Annotated in this window: 3 protein-coding genes and 1 pseudogene; 1 reads left to right on the forward strand and 3 read right to left on the reverse strand. The window is 44.3% G+C overall.

The window, feature by feature from the left end; translation table 11 throughout:
- The 3 genes from F7C14_RS11095 to F7C14_RS04065 all read right to left on the reverse strand — a co-directional run.
- A partial coding sequence (locus tag F7C14_RS11095) for a P-II family nitrogen regulator (protein ID WP_367114331.1) occupies positions 1-98 on the reverse strand: 98 nt, incomplete at its 3' end.
- 21 nt (positions 99-119) lie between these two features.
- A complete protein-coding gene (locus F7C14_RS04060) occupies positions 120-1,208 on the reverse strand; it encodes an ammonium transporter (RefSeq protein ID WP_290900172.1) in 1,089 nt (362 codons plus the stop codon).
- A 107-nt stretch (positions 1,209-1,315) separates the two neighbouring features.
- Positions 1,316-1,729, reverse strand: a complete 414-nt coding sequence (locus F7C14_RS04065; RefSeq protein WP_290900173.1) for an Hsp20/alpha crystallin family protein — start codon at positions 1,727-1,729, stop codon at positions 1,316-1,318.
- A 165-nt stretch (positions 1,730-1,894) separates the two neighbouring features.
- Here F7C14_RS04065 and F7C14_RS04070 point away from each other — a divergent pair.
- Positions 1,895-2,224, forward strand: a pseudogene (locus F7C14_RS04070) (hypothetical protein); the annotation flags it as partial.

Genomic DNA, 2,224 nt, shown 5'->3' on the forward strand with positions numbered 1-2,224 from the left:
ACTTCAGTGACTGTCATCGAAACGAATCCCTTTCTTTCAAGCTCTTCCTTTACTTTCTCAAACCTTTCCGGTCTTATTATCGCTTCGATTTTCTTCATCATACCACCTCACGAGTACGCCTATTCTCCATGCTGGGAGATGTCCAAGCCCACGTACTCTTCCTCTTCGCTCACCCTCAGTCCAATTACAGCATCAACCATCTTGGCTATTATGTATGTAACGACGAAAGCGTAGGTTATCGTTACTACTACTGCTACAAGCTGAGGAACGAAGTTTCCGTTGAACACTCCGAGCATTAGCATTCCTATCGCTCCCCCAACTCCGTGGATCGCCCAAGCGTCGAGGCTTTCATCTATCCTCCTCTTCACCCTGAAAACCATCGCATAGTAGCAGAGAACTCCAGCAATGATGCCTATGACTATCGACTGCCAAATCGTAACGAAACCAGCTGCCGGAGTTATGGAAGCGAGTCCAGCTATCGCTCCAGTAACAAAGGCTAACGAGCCAACTCTTCCGCTCCTCAAACTTATCAAAAGCCATACCAAAGCTCCGGTTGCGGCGGCTGTGTTCGTAACTATAACCGCCCTAACGGCAGTTTCGTTCACCGCTAAAGCGCTTCCTCCGTTGAAACCAAACCATCCGAACCAGAGCAATCCAGCACCAAGCAGGGTCATCGGAATGTTGTGAGCCTCGATGTCATGCTCCCCATAGCCAGCTCTATTTCCGAGAGCTAATGCGAGAGCTAATGCACCGAAGCCAGAGCTTATGTGAACGACAGCTCCTCCAGCAAAGTCCAAAGCTCCAAGTTTCGCAAGCCACCCGTTCCCCCACAGCCATTTTGCAAAGGGATCATAAACGAAGGTTGTCCAAAGCAGCCCGAAGAGTATAAATGAGGAAAATTTCATTCTTTCCGCGGCAGCACTGGTTATAATCGCAAGAGTGATGGCTGCGAAGGTTAATTGATAGAAAGCGAAGAGGTCTTCAGGCATTGGAGAAGGAAATCCGATGAAATCGCTTCCATCTCCAAAGGATAAGCTGTAACCGAAGAGAACCCACTGCAAACTGACTATAACGTATGAAATTAGTGAAAGCATTATCATGTTCACGGCGTTTTTCTTTCTTACCATCCCAGCATAGAACAGCGCAAGTCCCGGGACCATTAGCATTACCAAGGCTGCTGAGGTCAGTATCCAGCTGTTTGGCTCCATGGAGTGGGAGCTTTTTGAAGGATATTTAAAGATGTTTAAGAATAGTGCTTAAAATTTATGAAATTTTCACAAAATTGAAAGAATTTCTAAAAATTTTTAGAAAACGATCACTCTATTTTAATGACCTTCTTTTCTTTTTCGACCTTCGGAATGATTATCTCAAGAACGCCGTTGTTGTACTTCGCTGAAATCTTATCAATGTCGACTTCGCTCGGCAACGAGACTCTCCTGTAAACCTCGCCGTATTTTCTCTCTTTTCTGATGAAGTTCTTACCTTCCTCTTCTTTCTCCTCCTTTCTTTCAGCTTTAATCACGAGGTCTCCGTTTTCCACGTAGACGTTTATGTCCTCCTTGTTGAATCCTGGCAGGTCGACAACGATTCTAAATCTGTCTCCCTCGTCTATAACATCAAGCGGCGCCGTTATTTCTCTCTCGAAAGCAAACCTGTCAAACTCTTCGAGCAGTCTGCTCATCCTCTCCTGCATCCTCCTCAACTCTTCAAAGGGGTCGAAAATCCTCATTTACATCACCTCCTTAACTTAGTAATCCTAACTTTAAGTTAGCGTAATTAATATTTAAAATTTTCGCTAAGGTCTTTCGTTCAAAGCCATTTAAATGTCACCGGAAGACAACACAAAAGTCGCTCAAAGGTAAACACTATAAGTAAATCTACCAACCTATCACGAGTGAGCAAAATTTACTTCGCATTCCTTTCAGCGGCTCTTGGAGTTTTGATAGGAAGACTTACGGAATTTCCTGTTGAAAATCAGAAACTACTCTCCGAAGTAATAACGGTTCTCGTTTTCTTTACAATTTTCCCAGCTATGATAGGATTTAGGTTCGGGAGAATTCGGGAGCTGAGGTTACAGCCTCTTTTATCTTCCCTCTTCCTAAATTTTATCTGGAGTCCTCTTTTCGCTTTTGCCCTCGTCAAATCTTTTGAAAGTGAGATCGCTTTCAGCGTAGCAGCCGCAATTTTATTTCCCTGTCCGAGTATGAATGCAGCGTATGTTCTC

This window comes from Ferroglobus sp. (genome assembly GCF_015521575.1).
Lineage (GTDB): Archaea > Halobacteriota > Archaeoglobi > Archaeoglobales > Archaeoglobaceae > Ferroglobus.